This is a genomic window from Streptomyces soli (assembly GCF_003999195.1).
GTDB classification, from domain to species: domain Bacteria; phylum Actinomycetota; class Actinomycetes; order Streptomycetales; family Streptomycetaceae; genus Actinacidiphila; species Actinacidiphila soli.
In genome coordinates this window covers 1-17,517 of the sequence record NZ_RJVR01000007.1, presented here as the reverse complement: position 1 = coordinate 17,517, position 17,517 = coordinate 1, and the positions used below count along the sequence as shown (strand labels likewise).

Annotated in this window: 10 protein-coding genes, 2 pseudogenes and 2 CRISPR repeat arrays; of the genes and pseudogenes, 6 read left to right on the top strand and 6 right to left on the bottom strand. The window is 69.6% G+C overall.

The genetic code is table 11. The features are described 5' to 3' along the window. Positions 1 to 199: 199 nt before the first annotated feature. Positions 200 to 834: a CRISPR direct-repeat array (repeat unit 28 nt; unit sequence GTCGTCCCCGCCCGCGCGGGGGTCGTTC). 92 nt (positions 835 to 926) lie between these two features. Further along, positions 927 to 1,371: a CRISPR direct-repeat array (repeat unit 28 nt; unit sequence GTCGTCCCCGCCCGCGCGGGGGTCGTTC). Between the two features lie 603 nt (positions 1,372 to 1,974). Then, positions 1,975 to 2,733 carry a helix-turn-helix domain-containing protein gene (locus EFK10_RS00515; RefSeq protein ID WP_127353817.1) on the bottom strand — a complete coding sequence of 253 codons (759 nt, stop codon included), beginning with the start codon at positions 2,731 to 2,733 and terminating at the stop codon, positions 1,975 to 1,977. A gap of 408 nt (positions 2,734 to 3,141) precedes the next feature. On the opposite strand from EFK10_RS00515, the gene EFK10_RS00505 reads away from it, so the two are divergent. Beyond that, positions 3,142 to 3,432, top strand: a complete 291-nt coding sequence (locus EFK10_RS00505) for a DUF7848 domain-containing protein (protein WP_127353815.1) — start codon at positions 3,142 to 3,144, stop codon at positions 3,430 to 3,432. Positions 3,433 to 3,984: 552 nt separating this feature from the next. Here EFK10_RS00505 and EFK10_RS00500 read toward each other — a convergent pair. The 5 genes and pseudogenes from EFK10_RS00500 to EFK10_RS49245 all read right to left on the bottom strand — a co-directional run bounded on the left by EFK10_RS00500 (position 3,985) and on the right by EFK10_RS49245 (position 12,605). Further along, a complete protein-coding gene (locus tag EFK10_RS00500) occupies positions 3,985 to 7,692 on the bottom strand; it encodes a hypothetical protein (RefSeq protein ID WP_127353814.1) in 3,708 nt (1,235 codons plus the stop codon). A 421-nt stretch (positions 7,693 to 8,113) separates the two neighbouring features. After that, positions 8,114 to 9,181, bottom strand: coding sequence for a hypothetical protein (locus EFK10_RS00495; protein ID WP_240676887.1), 1,068 nt, complete (start codon positions 9,179 to 9,181; stop codon positions 8,114 to 8,116). A 108-nt stretch (positions 9,182 to 9,289) separates the two neighbouring features. Continuing rightward, a pseudogene (locus EFK10_RS49250) lies at positions 9,290 to 9,412 on the bottom strand (3'-5' exonuclease); the annotation flags it as partial. Between the two features lie 547 nt (positions 9,413 to 9,959). Continuing rightward, positions 9,960 to 11,984 carry an Ig-like domain-containing protein gene (locus EFK10_RS00485; protein WP_127353813.1) on the bottom strand — a complete coding sequence of 675 codons (2,025 nt, stop codon included), beginning with the start codon at positions 11,982 to 11,984 and terminating at the stop codon, positions 9,960 to 9,962. A gap of 189 nt (positions 11,985 to 12,173) precedes the next feature. Further along, positions 12,174 to 12,605: a hypothetical protein gene (locus EFK10_RS49245; protein ID WP_240676886.1), complete on the bottom strand. Its 432-nt coding sequence runs from the start codon at positions 12,603 to 12,605 to the stop codon at positions 12,174 to 12,176. 493 nt (positions 12,606 to 13,098) lie between these two features. On the opposite strand from EFK10_RS49245, the gene EFK10_RS46855 reads away from it, so the two are divergent. The 5 genes and pseudogenes from EFK10_RS46855 to EFK10_RS49240 form a co-directional block, all read left to right on the top strand. Next, a complete protein-coding gene (locus tag EFK10_RS46855) occupies positions 13,099 to 13,260 on the top strand; it encodes a hypothetical protein (protein ID WP_164835742.1) in 162 nt (53 codons plus the stop codon). A gap of 588 nt (positions 13,261 to 13,848) precedes the next feature. Next, positions 13,849 to 15,507 (top strand): hypothetical protein, encoded by a 1,659-nt coding sequence (locus EFK10_RS00475; RefSeq protein ID WP_127353818.1) that lies wholly within the window; start codon positions 13,849 to 13,851, stop codon positions 15,505 to 15,507. Between the two features lie 227 nt (positions 15,508 to 15,734). Then, entirely contained in the window at positions 15,735 to 16,211 is a 477-nt protein-coding gene (locus tag EFK10_RS00470) for a hypothetical protein (protein WP_240676885.1), read from the top strand. After that, positions 16,208 to 17,281, top strand: coding sequence for an Hsp70 family protein (locus EFK10_RS00465; RefSeq protein ID WP_240676884.1), 1,074 nt, complete (start codon positions 16,208 to 16,210; stop codon positions 17,279 to 17,281). Before EFK10_RS00470 ends, EFK10_RS00465 begins: the two co-directional genes overlap by 4 nt. After that, positions 17,282 to 17,517: pseudogene (locus tag EFK10_RS49240) on the top strand (Hsp70 family protein); the annotation flags it as partial.

Sequence of the window (17,517 nt, the reverse complement as noted above, 5' to 3'; positions counted from 1 at the left end):
CCTCCGGGCCCTAACCGTGTCGTCCCCGCCCGCGCGGGGGTCGTTCCGCAGCGGAAGCCCTCACCGAGGTCTGCCGCGCGTCGTCCCCGCCCGCGCGGGGTCGTTCGTCCTCACCGGCCACGCCGTCCAACTCGCCCAGGTCGTCCCCGCCCGCGCGGGGTCGTTCGCCAGGGTTCGGAGCCGTGCAGGGCTTGGGCGAGTCGTCCCCGCCCGCGCGGTGGTCGTTCCCTGTGGAGAAGCGGTTTTCTACCTGTGCAGAGGTCGTCCCCGCCCGCGCGGGGGTCGTTCTGGTGCCGGTCACAGCCGCTCACCATCCGAGTCGTCCCCGCCCGCGCGGGGGTCGTTTCGCCTGCGATGTGCCCGTCACCGCGCTCGTTGCGTCGTCCCCGCCCGCGCGGGGGTCGTTCTTCCGCTCAGGGTGTCGCCCTTCTTGCCGACATGTCGTCCCCGCCCGCGCGGGGGTCGTTCGACGCGGGCCAGTCTCCCCAGCAGACTCATGTGGTCGTCCCCGCCCGCGCGGGGGTCGTTCGGTCATCCACCTGACCCGCGCGGAGATAGAAGAGTCGTCCCCGCCCGCGCGGGGGTCGTTCGACGTACGAGGTCGCCCCCGGCGACATTTACATGTCGTCCCCGCCCGCGCGGGGGTCGTTCCCCGGTTGGGTGGCCCGGCCGCCGGCGCACCCGGTCGTCCCCGCCCGCGCGGGGGTCGTTCGGGCCGTCAGGCGTCCCGTATGCCTTTCGAGGTGTCGTCCCCGCCCGCGCGGGGGTCGTTCGTCATGCCGCTCGTACTCCTCGTCGCCCTTGCCGTCGTCCCCGCCCGCGCGGGGGTCGTTCGGTGGCGGCAGAGTCTGCGGTGTCGCCGGTCGAGTCGTCCCGCCCGCGCGGGGGTCGTTCCTCGTCGTGGTTGTCGTTGCACCGGCTGGAGATGTCGTCCCCGCCCGCGCGGGGGTCGTTCGCCCCGGCGGTCCGCCGGGGAGGTCGCTACCGTGTCGTCCCCGCCCGCGCGGGGGTCGTTCGGTCAAGGGCGGCACCGGCCTGCGTAAGGGCGTGTCGTCCCCGCCCGCGCGGGGGTCGTTCGCAGCGTGAGGCCGCCGATCTGGAAGCCCTGCGTCGTCCCCGCCCGCGCGGGGGTCGTTCCCACCACTCGGTTTTGCTGATCTTCGCGCCCGAGTCGTCCCCGCCCGCGCGGGGGTCGTTCCGAAGCTGCGCCGTGCTGAAACGGTCGTCCCCGCCCGCGCGGGGGTCGTTCTCCGCACTACCGTCGTAGGCCGTGTCGATGTAGGTCGTCCCCGCCCGCGCGGGGGTCGTTCGCAGGCGCCGGCCCCGGTAGCCCTGCGCCCGTTGTCGTCCCCGCCCGCGCGGGGGTCGTTCTTCCATGCGAATGGAGCAGCCTCGTTCCTGTGTCGGCGGCGGCTGAATTCACCCGACGTCGACATTCCTGGGGGTCGTCCCGCCCGCGCGGGGGTCGTTCTTCGTGGGCGTAGATGCGGCAGATCGACTGCCCGTCGTCCCCGCCCGCGCGGGGGTCGTTCTTCCATGCGAATGGAGCAGCCTCGTTCCTGTGTCGGCGGCGGCTGAATTCACCCGACGTCGACATTCCTGGGGGTCGTCCCGCCCGCGCGGGGGTCGTTCTTCGTGGGCGTAGATGCGGCGGATCGACTGCGCGTCTTCCCCGCCCCTCGGGGGTCGTTCTCCGGTCGGCGGTAGGGACCTCGGCGTCTACACGTCGTCCCCGCCCGCGCGGGGTGTCAGCGTCGGGATTAGCTCCTGGACGGCCTTCGGCCTGCAGATCACCGCCATTGGCCACCGCCCCGCCCGGACCTGGAGCGGCTGAACTGCGTGACTATCTTCGAGGGAAGAGCAGCCCGCTGCCCTGGCGCCCTGGCCGCGTAGGCCCTCGCCGCTCGCTGGCCCGCGATCGACGCCCACGACCACGTGAGCAAGGCGGTCGTCAGCGCGTTCGCTCGCCTGCGGTCATTCCGGCCGGTGGTTGTACCTGTCCAGCGTTGCCTTGTTTGTGGAAGCGTCCTGAAAAACAAGCTCCCATGGGCCGGTGTTCACGTCCATCTCCTTGCCGAAGCCCACCCACTTGCCCACCAGGCGGCGGCCGGTCGGTTCGGCGAGCATCTGAACCGCGCCGTGGTAACGGGCGCCCCGGTAGTAGCTCTCTTCCGCCGTCTGCTCCACCCAGGTCCCCGTGATGACGTTGCCGTCCAGGGTGAGGTCCATCGTCAGCGCCGAGTCCGAGGAACCGGGCAAGCTGCGTACGGTGAGCCGGTAGCCGTGCTGAAGGATCACCACATGATGAAGCCCGGTAAACACCTCACCGCCCCGACCGGACGAGACGTACTCGTACCGCGAGAGCCATACGCCGGAGTAGTTGCCCCGGGTCGCCGGCTGCGCTGTCGGCATGCCATGGGCTGCGGCCATTCCGGTCGCGGCACTCTCCAGATCATGACCGCCTCTTCCGTCATCGGCTACACGGGCCTGCGGCACGGCCAGAGCGAAGCCCAGCACCTCTATAGGCAGGCCGGTGACGGCCTCCAGAGCCCGCGCGTAGGCCGGGCGGGGAGAAGTGGAGACGCCGGCTTCCCATCGCTGTACGAGCCGCTTCGAGGCGTCATTGGGCTCCCCTGTGTGCTGACCCGCCTCGCGAAGGGCGCGGGCGAAGTCGTCTTGCGACATGAGCAGGCCCATACGGGCCGCCCGGAGGGCGCTGTTCGGTGTGGCCATGTGAACTCCTCTGACAAAAGCCTGCGTTCCGGTCCTCTGAAGGCGACATTGACACCGAAATGACGCCCGTCATCGCGTCGTTCCGACGCCTCCAATGACATCACACAGGGCGACATTCCGGCGTCATTCTAGGTCTATGACGGATGCTCAGAAGAAAGAAAACACGCAGGGGTCGTACGGTAGTTCCCCGCCAGAGACCAAGCCGAAGCGCGGCGACGTCGTTCGCGACTCCGCGACGAACGCTCTGGGTGAGGTGATGGGACACGTCGGCCCGTGCTACCAACTACGAAGCCCAACGGGCGGTGGCAGAGAATGGGACGCGCGCCCGGAGGACCTCGCGCCCGCAGACACCGCCGAGCAACTGAGCGCCAAAGTCGCTGAGGCGAACCGGGTCAGCCGCAGGCGGGGATGCTGATGGGCCGCCGGACGATCATCAAAGTGGCTGAATGGACACTCAATGCCGAGACTGCCGAGGGTGCGCCTTTAGCGATCTTCTCGGCGGCGTGCATCGAGTGCGGCGCGGAGTCGGAGGCATCGGACAATGATCGATTGCCGGTGGAACTCTGGGCACTCAAGCACACGGGCCTCAACCCGACTCACCGCCAATACCAGCCCAAGGCCCTGAGCTTCTGGCGGGTCGATCCGGCCCCCGGCAACCCCTACCTCGAACAGGAAGCACGCGGGGGTGTACGCCGGTGAGACGGTTATCGGCCCTCGTCAGCCGCTTCGCGGGCCCACTGTTCATCATGGCCATATCCGCCTCCTGCGGATTCGTGATCGGCGTCGCACTGGCCACCCCGGTTCCCTGAAGCCCCCCGCCCCGGTCCGACGCCGACACGCGTCCTGGCCAGGGCGGCCCCGATGGCCCCGGCAGTTCGCATCTCCCCCATGCGGACGGCCGCGGCCTCTTCCTGACACGCGCGATACCAAGTGGCGCGCTGGAGGCACGCAGCCGGCGCATGGCGACCGGATAGTGCACGCTCAGCTCAGGAGGTGAGGACCCGATACCTTCTGGGAACTGAACAACGCCACCGCGTTCTTCCTGCTGCTCCCGGGCATGGTCCGTCCGAGGCAAGGACGGCGGCAGACCAGGCCTTTTTTTGGCGCGGACATGAGCCGCGTCGAGGACACCCCTGGACAGGTCGACCAGAGCCCGGTCAGCCGTGGCCGCCACCGACACCGCGCTGGCCTGCGGCTGCCGGGAGCGCCGCGGCCAGCCGTTCGTGCCGCGTGCCCTGTGGTGGTGCGTGGTCACCGGCCTGTGCGGGCAGGGGCATTCCATCCGGGCCGAGGCAAGGCCGACGCGGTGAGGACGCCGGCGAGGTAGTCGGCGATCGTGAACGGCACGCGCGGGTCTGCGGTGAAAGCGGCCGGTTCGATGGTGCGGGTCACCAGGAGGGGCACCACGTGCCAGGCGCGGTCGGTGCGGACGCCGCAGGCACGGGCGGCCGGCCCCGGATAGGCGGCGATCACCGCGACCTTGGCCAGGAGCCTTGCGCGGTGGTCGCCGAACCGGTCTAGGTGCTGGGCGACGTTGTGCGGGGCGATGGCGCCGTGCGGGTTCTTCGCCTCGATCACCCACAGCCTCCCCTGCTGCTCGTCGGCGACCAGCAGGTCGATCTCGCCGGTCAGGCCGGGGATGCCGAGCTGGGCGGCGGGCTGGGGTTCCAGTCCCGGGCAGTGCGGGAGGCCTGCGCTCTCGGCGATCGCCTTCAGATCGCGTTCGAGCTGGTCGTTGTGCTGCTGGCGGTGGTTGTCGAGGTGCTGGACGGCCTTCTCGGGGACGTCTGGGCGGGGCATGCGCCCCTCGGCGAGGTAGGCGGAATACAGCAGTTGGGCGGTGTGCACGAGCCAGGGCAAGATCAGGACCTGGCCGCCGTGGCCGATCAGCGGGTGGGTGGTGAGCCGAGTGCGGCGTTCAACCTCGGTGTAGGGGTGGTCGCGGCCATCGGCGGCGTTGCCCGGGTGCAGGAGGAGGCGTCCCACCGCGGCGCACAGGTCCTGCTCGGGCAGGCGGGACCAGTCCACGGCCTGGACGACGAGTTCGGTCTCGGTGGTGGTCGCGGTGCCGTCGAGGCCGGCAGGCCAGTCGGCGGCGGTTCCCAGGACGGCGGCCAGCGCGTCCAGGCCGCAGCCCCATTGCTCGTGGAGCACCTGGTCGGCGTGGGCCAGGTGGCTGCCGGGCGCCGGGTCGAGCGTGGCGAACGGGATGGGAGTACGGCCACGGTGGTGCAGCGCGAACAGCTCCTCGGGACCGAGGCGCTTGCGGACGGTGTCGCGCGCCCGGCCGATCCAGTGCTCTTCCTGGGCGCGTCGGTAGGCGTCCTGGTCGAACCCGGTGTGGGTGCCTGCGCCGGACGGTCCTGGGGCGGCCTGGCTGGGTGCGGAGGTATCGGTGACGAGGAACAGGCCGCTGTCGTGGACCTCCAGGTGGAGGTCGTGCAGGCGTTTGCTGCTGGCGACTGCGGTGAGGCCGCTGCGCAGCACCAGTTCGGCAAGGGCGAGGAGTTCGGCGACGGCCAGGACGTCGGCCGGCCGTTCGCCGGTCGGCGGAGTGGCGATCGCCTGCTGCACGAGAAGTTGCAGCGCGGTGGTGGCCGCCGCGCCGTCGCTCTCGCGGTGCACGGCCTCCTCCACCCAGTTCGCGGCCCACGGTGCGGCGAGGTTCACCGCGGCCTCCTGCCGGCCGCGGGCCCGCACGGCGAGCGCGGCGTTGAGATGCCGGGTCAACTCCACGGTGAGACTGGGATGATGGGCGCATATCTGCTCGCGCAGCTCCCTCTCCAGGGCGTGCAGGAGCTGCTCGGCCGGCCCGCCCCTCCGCAGCGCCTCCGGGCCGGCGAAGACGCCTGCCGGGACGCGGGCGCGGCGGACGGCCGCAGTCGCGGTGCGCAGCGCCCGGGCGTGGACGTGGACCGAGCGAGGCACTGTGTAGGGGGGTGCGGGCGGGGGCTGGGCGTCGGCGGCGGCGTGCCACGTCAGCACGGGGCCGGCCGCGTCCCACGCGTCGGTGAACGCGTCGGCTGTGACGAGGTCGCCGGCGCCGCGGGCGGTGCGGATGTGGGCTGCGCAGTGGTGCAGCAGCGTGCCGAGAATCTGGTGGCCGTCGTCGGCGAAGCGGGCCAGGAACGGCGGGTCCAGCTCGATGCTGATCTTCGCCTGCTCGGGGTCCATGCCGACGTGAAGAGCCAGGGCTTCGGGAGGTGTCCGGCCGTCGGCCGTCGGCAGGGGCCGGCGGGGTTGGGCGGTTTCGGTCAGGTGCAGTAGCCATGCCGCGCCGTCGGGCAGGGTGAAGTGCTCGGTCAGCAGCCAGTGGCCGCTCAGGGTCGCGCGGACGGCGTCGGCGAGCGTGGCCAGGGCCGCTGTATCCAGCATGGCTCCCTCGCTGGCCATGGCCGGAGTGACCAGGACAGCCAGCGGAGGGCTGGTGCTCACGCAGACGATCATTGGCCCGGCGCCGCCACTGGCTCCGTCGCCGGGGTGGGACAGGTCCGCCCACGCGCCTGCCTCAGTACCTGTGTCGGGTGCGGTCAAGCGGGCGATGCGCCAGACCAGCGACGTCGGCAGGCCGGCGGCGGCCAGGACATCGTCGACGCCGGCCCACGCCGCGGCCCGGTCCCAAGACAGGTCGCTGCCGTACGGCGGGGTCAGGACGACGTCGCCCGGGCCGCCGGGCGGCAGCAGCGTGCCCGCGCCGTGCCAGGCCGTCCAGGCGTCGAACACGTCGTAGTACGCGACCGCTTCGGCGCCCGGATGCTGGGTCATCTCCAGCACCCAGCAGGCCACGGTCGTCAGATCGCCGCCGGCGTCGGCGAGGATCTCGGCCAGCTCCTCGACGTGCAGGTAGAGGGTGTCGGTGATCACCTCACGGCTCAGCGTGCGCGGGCCGCCGTAGACCACCAGCCGTCCCGCGCCGTGGGGCGCGGTCCGGGCGAGGTCGGCGCGGGCGCGTTCGATGAGGCCGGGCAGCACTCTGTCGGCCAGCGAGGCCACCACGGCGATCTCCAGCCGGTGCGAGGTCGAGCGGATCCGGGACACCTGCTCCAGGTTCTGCGGCAGGTCGGGGATGCCCAGCAGCTGTGCGACGCGGCCGGCGGTGTCTTGCCGCAGGGTCTCCTCGACGCCCGGTTCACCGGAGACCTCGGCCAGCAGGGTGTCGACGGCAGCCGCGAGGCTGTCCAGTACCGCCGAGGCGGGTACCGGCACGGAGCGGCCGTGCGCGGTCACGGCCAGGACCGGGCCGAGGAGCGGGGCGTGCGGGGCGTAGCGCAGCGGCAGGGAGCGGATGTCCGCGCTCAGGTACGCCAGCGCCTTCGCTGAGCGCCCCGCGTCCGGGCCGGCCGGGGCGAGGTGGTCGAGGCCGAGTGCGTCGGCTGCCGCGACCTCGGCACCGGTGACCGCGCGGAAGACCTCCCCCTCCTCATGGTCCTCCGGGTCGGCGGGCCAGACCGATCCAAGGCGGGATACGGTGTGGTCGGTGTGGCGCAGTGCGAGCTCGATGAGGTCGCTGAGGGTGAAGCCGGCCTTGTGCACAAGCCGTTCGTCGACGGCGCGGGCGACGCCCTGCAGGCTCCTCAGGAAGACCAGCGGGTGGTCGAGTTCGCCGGGATGCACCAGCCACCGGTGGCCTCGATGTTCGAAGCGCACGCCGGCGCGCGGGTCGTTCGGTGCCCGCTCGGTCAGCACCCCGCGGCCGGGCGCCGCGTCCAGCAGTGCCTGTACCAGCGCGGGCAGGTCGTCGGCCCCGGCGGCCCGGCCCGGCCGCCGGGGGGTGCGCAGGACCCTCGTCCACGCCAGCAGAAGGTGGTCGTGGAAGCGGGCGCAACCAGGCGAGTCAAGTGCCGCGCGCAGCAGCACCAGCAGGGAGTCGGTGGAAAGCCCTTCCAGGGCCCGGTCTATCGTCCGCCACCGGACCCGCCGCAACTGCGCGGAGGTGGGCTGCGCAGTCGCTGCCGTCATCAGATCGCCTTCTCCTGCCGAGGTACTGAGCACACAGCCTGACAGCCCCAAACCGGCCGTGCACCGGCCTTTTCGACAGGGGCGCCGGCGTACGACGCAACCGCGAGCGGGCAGTGACAGGACGCGGGCGGGGAGCACGGTGGCCAAGTGTTCGGCAACAGCCAGTGTGCCGAAATTCGCCTCCGCTCGCCGGCCTGGGCGTGGGAGGCTGGTCGGCTGGCCTCGTGTGTAGACACGTAGTTAAAGGGCTGGACATGCAGGGGCCGAGTGCGACGAAGCTGCTGGACTCGCGTGGCCGGCGTCGGTCGCCGACGTACTCGGCGCGGCGGAGGCCTGACCGGGCGGGAGATCGACCAACTGCTCGCCCGGCCGCGGGTAAGCAGTTGGCAGAGGGTTCCTCGAAGCGGGACCGGCTCGCGCGCTACTGGTTCCGGAGTGGAGTGGGATCGTAAAGGAGCTGGTAGGTGTCGACGCCGCCAGCGGGACGGGTGCGGTAGACAGTGATGGCTGGGAGGAACTGCTCCTTCACCCGCCGGATGCGCAGGCGCTCATCCTCTTCGATGTCGCTGATCCAGTCCTCGATATGGCGGGGAAGTTTGAACGTCAGCTGGTAGCCCTCGTCCTCGTCGGCGTCCCAAGGGGAGGCTGACCACTCGGCGTTCGCGTGGTGGCCGTTGCGGCGCAGGCGAATCGTGTGAGTCGGCGTGGCCGTGGTGTAGGCGAGGAACCGGTGGGCGTCTGTGGTCGCCATGGGGAGGATGAACGGTGCGGCGGGGAAGCCGAGGAGTAACTCTGCCTGGCTGTTGGCCATCAGAGATCGTGCGAACTGCCTCAGCAGTGCTTCGATGTCGTCCGAGAGTTCGTGTTCGCCGCCAGGCCAGTCTGCTGTCCGTAGATGCATGCGTAGCACCGAGCGGAGGTCAGCGATGCGGAGCTCGACAGTCCCCTGTGGACCGGTGATCTCTTTAGCGACATCGCGCACGGCCGTGCGCAGCCAGTGAAAGGAGGGGCCAGAAAGGTCCACGAGGGAGATCTGATGGGCCAAAGCGTAGCGCTGGGCGTCGGAGGTGAATCCGCTGGCCGAGAAGAGCGCGTAGACGTAATGGAATCGGCGTCGCGGGCGCCCTCGGTGGATGGGATCGGTTGCTGAGCGGCGCCGGGTTGGGATTGTGAGGGTGAAGTTCTGGTTGACGTCGTGAATGACGCCGTGGGCGTTGCGGACGGTCGCAAGGCCGATCTTGCCCGTGGTGAACTTGGATTCCAAGAACATGCGCACTGGTAAGGAGAAGGCGGGGGTGAACGTGAACTCGCCCAGGACGTCAACTTGGTGGTGGGACCCACGTCCGCGCACGCGCAGTGAGCCGTCGCGAGAGGTGGTCAGTTCGTCTGGATCATCTTTGACGCTGTTGAGGAGCCGGTAGCCACTGTTGCGCAGCAGCCAAGCGAGGGCTTCTTCGAGCAGGTAGCCCTGCAGCGTGGTGCGGAACAAAATTCCCCCAGGGATGATAGTGCGGTCGAGGCGGCAACCAGTGAAGCGCCGTGCTGAGGATGGCTCCACCGAGGTCCTGGCGACGGGCCGCCCTACGGAGCCGGAGACTCAGCGGGGCAGGAATGGGCTCGGCGCGCCATGCCAAGAGATGGTGAGGGCGTCGCGGGCGCGGGTGGCGGCGACGAAGAGGAGAGCCCGGGATTTGCGCAGCTCGCGGTGGTAGCGCGGGGGGCCTCTTCGCGGTATTTGCCGATGACCACCCGGTTCGTACCGACCACCGTCCGAGCGATCAGCGCCTCCTTCTCAAGACGCGCCCGCGCCACCGGATCCAGCCGGTCGTCCCGGATCAGCTTCACAGCCACCGGGTCCCCAGCATGCGAGTACGCCAAAAAGACCTCGCCCATCCCACCGGAACCCAGCTCACCAGCCACCGTGTACCGGCCAATCCGCACAGGCACCCCGCTCATGAACGCCTCCCCCACATGCCCTCGCGGCCGCACACTTCACGCGCCCCACACAACTCGAAATCGCCAGACTAGGCGACCAGGGAGACCAGGTGAAACCCGGCCGTCACTCTTCAACCGCACGCTGCCGGGCGCCCCGCCAGTGGCACTGTGTCCTCTGCCGCCAAGAACGGCCGCGCTCTATCTCGCCTCGCGGGTCGCCGCACGTGGCCCATCGCCCCTCGGGCAGGCGGTCCCCAAAAAGACCGTCTGGGCGCAGATCGATCCGAAGGGCCGTAGCCAACGGACACGCGGTGGGCGGAGCCAGGCCCCCCTCACACGACGGGCACAACCTCTTTGGCCAACCCCACACGCCGGGGTGCCTCGGGCTTGAGCGGGCGCTGACGGTCGTGCACGGTCAGCGCCGCGCGCTGACGGGCCAAGACGGGACGGATCCCGGCACCGAGCTCCGACGCCCTGCCGGCCTCGCCGGCAGGGGCGGCAGCGACGGCGAGTTCGATCGCCAACCGCGTCTTCTCCCTCTCCCGTGAGTAGCGGACTCCGGACACGGTGATGCGGTTCAACACCCGCATCCAGGTGGTCATGTCACCGGCGTGCTCGATCCGCGTGAGGGAGGAGAAGAACCATTCCCTCTTGCTCGCGCCGACGAACAGCACGCGCTGACTGGTGACCATCACGGAGCCAGGATTTACGCCACTGGTGATCGTCCCCTGTGCGTTGCGCTGCACCAGCTCGCCGGTCGTGGACCACCGGATGACTTCACCCCGCTGCCGCTTACCCAAGACCTCGGGCCACCGACCGTCACCCCACTCGGTCTCGCCGAATTCCTCGGCGAATTCGACGAGGTCGACAAGCTGCTTTCGCTGGCACTGCCACTCCTTCGCCCGCCTCTCGTACTCGCGCAGCGCCTTCTCGTACGCCTCGGCCTCCTGGCGTTCTTGTTCTGCGTGCTCGCGCTGCGCGTGTTCCTCCTCGCGCCGGGCCCGGCTTGCCTCCGGGTCGGACCGGGAACGGTTGCGAAACATCACCAGGGCGGTGAACAGTGCGAGCACGAGAAGCAGGATCAGCAGGAAGACGACCCACTCTCCAGTCGTCCACTGGTCGTCGATCGTGAGACGGAGCTTCTCGTTCACCGCATTCCCATAGGCGTCCTTCGCGATAACGGTCACGATGTAGTCGCCGGAGGCGAGTTCCCTGGTCAACGAGATGGGTTTGGACCCAGCGGTGTACGTGGGGAAGCCTTGTCCGGAGGTAGTCCCGTAGGAGACCGTCACCTTGGCGCCACGCTCGGCGTTGACAGTCAGCGCGAGCGTTCCGTGGGCCGCGTGCTCCGCATTCGCGGCGATCCTGAGCACAGGCCCAGTGGTGTCCACGATGATCCGGCGGCCGATCGTGCGGCCGGTGCGGCCGTAAGCATCGGTCACCTCGACGACCGGCGCCGGGTAGACACCGTCGGCCAGCCGAAGGCCGACCACAGCCGCCCCTTGCTTGTCCGCGGTGAAAGTCTCGCGCACCTCGTCACCCACGACGAAGGTTCCTCTGCTGTGGGGCGGCGCAGTAATCGTGTAGGCCAGCCGGGCGACGCCCGGTTTGCCGTCCGAAGCCAGCGCGGGGGTCAGCTTGTCCAAACTGACCTTGAATCTCCGCGTCTTCCGACGCACATTGCCAGCCGCGTCTGTGACGGCGAGACGGGCAGTGTGGTCGCCATTCGGAAGCGTGAGGCCGAGACCGGGTTTGTTGCCGTCCTCGTCCAGGAAGCCGGAGAGACGTTCCTTGCGGCCGTCGATTGTCAGCGCGTACTCAGCGTCCGCCTCGGACTCGATCGCCACAGGCGTGATGGCGGTCGCGGCGTCGGGCTTACCAAAGGAGAAGAGCCCGACCTCGGGCGCGTGCGCGTCCACCTCCACCGTAATCCCGGCTGACTCCTCACTCTCATTGCCAGCGGCGTCGGTCGCTGTGACGGTGTAGGTGTGCGATCCGTCGGCGACCTTGAAGGTCATCGTCTGACTGCCGCCCGTCGCTGTGGACCTGGCGACGAGATGGCCGTCGCCGGTCTCGGTGACCTCGATCCGTGACCCTCGCTCCGCGGTGACAGTCAGGCTGACCCTGCCGCCCGCTCCCGCCTCGGCCTCCGGCTTGCCGACCGTCGGCCGCCGCGGCGCGGTGGTGTCCGCCTCCGGCACGGCACCGGCGCCGCCGTAGCCGGGGCATTCGTCGAAGTAACCGAGATCCCCGCATACATAGGAGCCCGTGTCGGAAGGACACGAGTGCCAGCGGTGACAGCCGTCACGGTGCGCCTGGGCCGGCACCGGGAACAGCGCCAGGAGCAACAGACTCACGACGAGGACGGCTCCCGCGCGCGGGAGCCTGCCTCTGCACATGATCAACAGAGACGCAACACGCATGTACCCCACCCCATGGTTCCCCCCACCCAGCAGCTCGAAAATCGTGCCGGGCCAACATTCCTGACCTGCTCACCTTGCGGATGAACAGAGCGTTGAGGATAGGGCACAGACCCCCATCTGGTATCAGCCGTCGAGCAAATTACCGACCGACTGAACCGTTGGAGCACCCGCGCTTGCCCCCCTCGGAGCGACAACGACGGCCAGATACCGGAACTCGCCGCAGGCACCACCTTGCTGGGAGTAAGGCTGCCAGTCCATCCGATACGAGTCGTGCAAAGTACGGGTGTTGGGCTCGTAGCCCTCCGCTCCCCGCAGCAGCGTCCCCGTGAGGGTCCGTCCCTCGTGGACGCGGAACTCGTGGTCGCGCGTCCGCTTCGCCCGCGGCCCCGGCTCCTCCCACAGCGACGATTCGTTCGTCACGATCAGCGCTAGGCCGTTCTGGTCTGGCCAGTCACAGAACCTTTCCAGCCGTTCGACGTCGGACACAAAGGACAGCCGGGCCAGGTCCGTGGCCGAGTGCGACCTGAGGGCGTACGTCTCCCCCAGCGGTCCCACCACCCCGTTCCAAGCCCGAGTCCGGTACTTGACTCGATGGCGGTACGCAGAGAAGGGCCGACGCAGAGCAAATCCAACCGCTCGATCCTGTTGGACACATGTTGGCGGACCTCCAGCCGGGCGCCTACGGCGGGCGCCATGTCCCATAGGACACGCGCGAAGGCGTGCTGCAGATCAGCCTCGGAATGGAACACGGGCCGGTCATGCCGCAGCCGGGCCATGACGTCAACGAGCGGCACCTCGCCGGCGATAAGCGAACCTTCGTCCGCGCCCGCTGTGGCGGTCATGCCTCCCCCCACGAAGACCTGTCCGCGTGTGGCACCGCGATATGAACGTGACTGCCCACAGTCGATTCCCCCCACTTGCCGTTTCCGAGGCCACCACCGATCACAGCAAGTCTGGCCTGCAGATGACCCGGTCAGGGTAGACGTTCGCCGTCTGGGACAGTTTGTACGATCCGTCGGTAGCGTCCTTGGGGAGATTCGGGGAGCTGGTGCTGCGCACGACGCAGCTCGACGCGACCCGGGTGACGTACCGGACGGAGGTCACGGGCCTGGGGGCTGACGCCGGACCGGAGATCGGGCCCGGGATCACCGGGGACTGGCCGGAGACAATGGCGGCGCTGGTCCGGCTGGCGACGCCGGTTCGGGGCTGATGGCTTGAGCCTCGGGAGAGCCCCGGTTTTCTGCTGGTTCACGCCTCTGCAGTTCGTACTGCTGGCCTACGGGTAGTCGCGCCCAGCAGGCGGGTAGGACGTGAAGATGACGTCCAGTGGTACTGCGCGCTGGAGGCCAAGGGGCTGGTCGAGCGCGCGGTGGATCCCCCGCGCCAAGCGAGCTGCGGGTCATTTCCTGCGCGCGCGGAGCTGTCGCTGGGGGGCCGTCGAGGTGGTCGGGGGCGCTTCGATGGCCTTCTCGTCCGTCTTCGTGTTCGGCAACTCGCTGCGGTTCGCCCACCAGGCCGGGCCTGGGAGCTGGATGCGACTCCCGGGATCCGCCACGTTCCGCGGCCACGGGTGACCCATGGGGCGGCGTCGGCGGCAGCACCCAGGCCTACCAGCACCACCGTCGTGTGGTCCAACCACTGTCACGGGTCCAGGTGCCAAGGGTCCCGCGTCCGGGGCGAGTACGACGGCTCGAGCGGTGACGTCGCGGCCGATGGTGGCTGCGGTCCGATCTCCACTGATGCACCTGGAGATGTAGGGATTGTCCTACCGTGTGGATAGTCTGTGCGCGTGTACGACATGACGGATCCGGTCGCTGCTCGTCGTGCGGCGATCGCCGCTGAGAAGCAGCGTCTGGCACGTGCCCGCGAACGGCGGCAAAGCCAGGGCCCCTCTGGGGTAAGCGGTTTTGCGCAGCGCAAGTGGCGTTGGCTCGGAGTCGGTGGGAGCGAGGCCGTCGAGGCGGTGCTCGCGATGCTGGCGGAGATCACCCCGGCACCGTCGCTGCCCGAGGATCAGCGGACGGTGCTCGTCCAGGCACTTGAGGGCGCTCCGGACCGCGAGGTGTTGCTCCCTGCGGTCCGGGCCGGGCTGGGTACTTTGCCGCCCGGCTCCGTGCTCACTCACCTGCGGAGCCTGTGGTCCGCCGGGGTGCGCTGGCTCAACGAGCCAGGGCTGGAACGGTGCCGGGTGCTCTGCTCGACCGCCCCGGGGCTGGAGCTCATCAGCAAGCGCTCACGCGCGGTCTCGGGTGGTCCCGCCTTCTCCTTGTTTGCCACCGCCGCCACCCGCGGTGCGATACCCGTGCCCAACCGATTCCTCAACGAACTTCTTGCCTGGGCCCCGCTGTCCGTCATCGACGATCTGGTCGAACACGGCGGCCTGTTGCCCGAGGACGAACCGTGGCAGGCGCGCGACGAGGCGGAGGGGCTGTATCTGCGAGCCCGCCTCGGCCCGGCGACGGTCACTCGGGAGGAAGCCGAGCTCCTCGGATGGGATTCCTACCTTCGCCGGCGGGCCTTCCTGGCCGGTGAGACGCTGCTGCGGCAGGAACCCGAGGACGTCTGGGATCTGCTGTACGACGTGGTCATGGATGGTGATGTGTCGGCCGTCGATGCGCTGGACGCCGTCCTTCCCCGGGCGCAGCAGATCGAGCTGCGCAACCTCAAGTCGGGTTCGCTGTCGGGCCAGTGGCCGGTGGAGATGACCGAGGACCGTGGACTGTGGCTGCTGATGGCCGCCTTGTGGCAGCCGCAGGAGCTCATCGATGCCGGGCGGAGTCCGTTTTACGCGCTCGTGGCTGTCAACCGGGCGTATGACCTTGTGAAGTCGGGTGAGGCGGAGGCCGCAGCCCGGCAGGCACGGTCCTTCACGCGTGGCGGGACCGGCCGGAGCGTGCCCGCTGGCCTGGTTCCCGAGGCGTATGCCATCGCCGCGTACGCGGCCGCGGTGAGCGGTGACCTCGAAACGGCGGAGGAGCACGCCGGCAAGTCCGCCGAAAGGGGCGGGGACATCGCCGAGCGCAACCTCGCGCTCGTCCGTGCCTGGCGGGCCACCACCAGGAACAACCGCGGCCCGGTCACCAACCCGTTTCTCGAACTCGGGCTGGATCATGGTGTCGGCGGCTGGGAGGAGCGCTGCCGGGAGATCTTCAGGCAGCGCGAGGGCGACCCGGTCGCCCAGGCGCGGCTGAACCGGGCCGAGGACCGTATCCGTGACGCCCTCCGGGGCGATGCGGGCTGGGACGTGTTCTTCCAGCTTCCGCTTGACCGCTCCCGGTACGTCATGCCTTCCGCGGTGCCACGGCAGCTGGTGCCGCCCCTTCAGGCTGTGCCCCGTCGCACCTCGTTGACGAGCGGGGCCGACCTGGAAGCCATTCGCGCCCGGGCCGCCGTGGAACTTCTCGACGACTTCCGGAGCACCGCCCCCCACCTCGACCGTCACGGCCCCACCCGGTGACAGTGCCGACGCCCCGACCCATCGCAGGAATCGAACAAGGCAGAGCCCCGATGAGCCCGGAAAAGAAGACGTCCGCAAAGCGCCGCCAGAAGGTTGCGAAGAGCTTGCGGCCCCACCGGCCGTGCCCGCAGTGCGGCCAGATACAGCCTGGCGCGAAAGACAACGCCGCGCCGCACAAGCCCGGGGGCCTGAAGCATCGCAGGGCGCACCGGCTGGAGGTGGCGGCAATGCCCGTCGCGGAATCTCCTGCGCAGTCCGCGAGGCCCGAACCCATCGACGCGCTGACGGTCATCAAGGGTGTCGTGGAACGGATAACGAAAGCTGTGGAAAGCACCGGCGTCGGCGAGGTCCCCCCGGCTGCCGCCCTGAACGCCGCGGTGCGCAAGGCCGTACTGGAGGAGTTCCGCACCCGTGCCCAGTTCGCGGGGCGGCTCGCCGAGATCGACGCGCTGCTGTGGTCCCAGGCGGCCCACGGCGGCGACACGGTCGGCGGTGCGATGACGGCGCACCTGGGCGAGTTGCTGCTGCTCAGGGTGACGGAGCCCGAGGAGAACGACCGGTTCGTGGTGACCGAGGGCGAGGGCGAGTTCTTCGAGCTGCTACGTCCGGCCTATGTGGATGAGTTGACAGGAAAGGTCATTCTCGCGGGGCAGCTGCGGCGTGTGCCGGGGCCCGTGGGTGTGGCCGCGGGGGAGGAAGCATGACAGCGGCCGGTATCGACTTCGGCACCACCAACTCGGTGGCGGCCCAGTGGAATGGCGAGTATGTCGAAGTTCTGGAGATCGGTGGGCAGGGGCTGGACGCGGACTGGCGTCGGCCGGGCTTTGAGCTGCTCTATCCGTCGGTCGTGGGCACCAGCTCCCTGCGGTCGGGTCCCCTGTTCGGCTGGGAGGCGAAGCTCCGCTCGGAGAACGCCATCGAGGCGTGCAAGCGGATGCTGCGTGAAGAGCCCTTCGTGACCCTGGGCGGTCAGAGGTTCGCCGCGACCACCGCCGCAGCCGGGGTCTTCCGCGCCATGGCGGGTGCGGCGGAGGAGGAGGCCGCGACCGAGATCCGCGAGGCCGTGATCACGGTGCCCGCCAACGCGACCGGGGCGGCCCGCTTCCGTACGCGTGAGGCTGCTCGGGCCGCCCGCATCACGGTCCGGACGCTGCTCAACGAGCCGACGGCCGCGGCGATTGCCTACGCGCACGAGATGGAGGTCGACGGCGAGTTCCTGGTCTTCGACTGGGGTGGTGGCACGATGGACGCCACGCTCCTGCTGCACGACGAGGGCTTCTTCGACGAGAAGGCGAGCCGGGGCGTCAACCGTCTCGGTGGGCTGGAGCTCGACGCCCGGCTGCGGCGCATGGTCCTCGACCGGGCTCCCGCGCGGCGCCGGTGGAGCGAGTCCGAGGAGCGTCAGTTCAACCTGGACATCGAGCGCGGCAAGATCCTGCTCTCGCAGCAGGAGTCGGTCCGTGTCGTCACACCGGACGCCCTCGCCGTCGAAATCGGCCAGCAGGAGTTCTCCGAGGCGATCCAGGACCTGATCAGCCGTGCACTCGATCCGGTCGAGGAATGCCTGGAGCAGGCCCGGATCAACTCCAAGGATCTCACCGCGGTGCTGATGATCGGCGGCAGCAGCCAGATCCCGGCGGTGCGGACCGCGGTGTCGGAGGCGCTCGACTGCGAACTCGTGGACACCGCGATGTGCAACCCGATGACCGCCGTCGCCGAGGGGGCCGCGATCACTGCCGCGGCCATGGAAGGCGAGCTGAAGAGCATCATCTGAGTGGTCAACACCCACGCACTGGGCACAGTGACCACCAATCGGGACGGCAAGCGCGATTTCAGCGCCCTCATCGACCGGAACCAGCGGCTGCCCCAGCAGCGGGTCAAGTCGTACCAGCCCACCGGGGACGAGGTGTCACAACTGACAGTGATGATGTTCGTGGTGACGCTGCTGGCGGGTCTGACCCACCAACTGACTGACGTCTCGACTGTCCTGTTTCGGATTTGTCGGCCCGC